We start from the raw sequence: 528 nt of genomic DNA on the forward strand, positions 1-528 counted from the left end.
GCCAACGCCCGACCGTAATGGTAGGGATATGCTGACAGGTCACGGTTTGATTGTAAGAATAGAGTCTAGTAGGAGTCAATATGACGAAATCGAGAGAAAGTAAGGGATTTGGGAAACCAGAACTTACAAAGACGTGCGTTTGTATGGAGAAGTATTAACTGGGCTAAGGTTCAGAGATACGTCTTTAAGCTCCAAAAGAGGATATTTCAAGCAGCTAAATCGGGACAAGATGCAAAAGTAAGAAGGTTGCAACGTCTATTGGTGAAATCATATTATACCAGGCTCCTAGCAGCGCGACGAGTGACCCAAGCGGGTCAAGGCAAGAAAACAGCCGGCGTTGATGGAGTAAGAGCAATCTCTCCAAGACAAAGGTTGGAGCTTGTGGAGAACATAAAGGGAAACAACAAAGCAAAACCACTGCGACGGGTGTGGATTCCAAAACCTGGCAGGGATGAAAAAAGCTGGAATAGGAATACCCACAATCCAAGATAGAGCAAGGCAAGCCTTGGTTAAGTCGGCTCTCGAACA

The 528-nt window shown here is 45.6% G+C and carries 1 pseudogene; it reads left to right on the plus strand.

Going from position 1 to position 528, the window contains the following annotated elements:
• Positions 1-108: 108 nt before the first annotated feature.
• Positions 109-330 (plus strand): annotated as a pseudogene (locus P5674_RS26800) (reverse transcriptase N-terminal domain-containing protein); the annotation flags it as partial.
• Between the last annotated feature and the right edge of the window lie 198 nt (positions 331-528).

This window comes from Limnospira sp. PMC 289.06, assembly GCF_032350395.1.
GTDB classification, from domain to species: Bacteria; Cyanobacteriota; Cyanobacteriia; order Cyanobacteriales; family Microcoleaceae; genus Limnospira; species Limnospira platensis.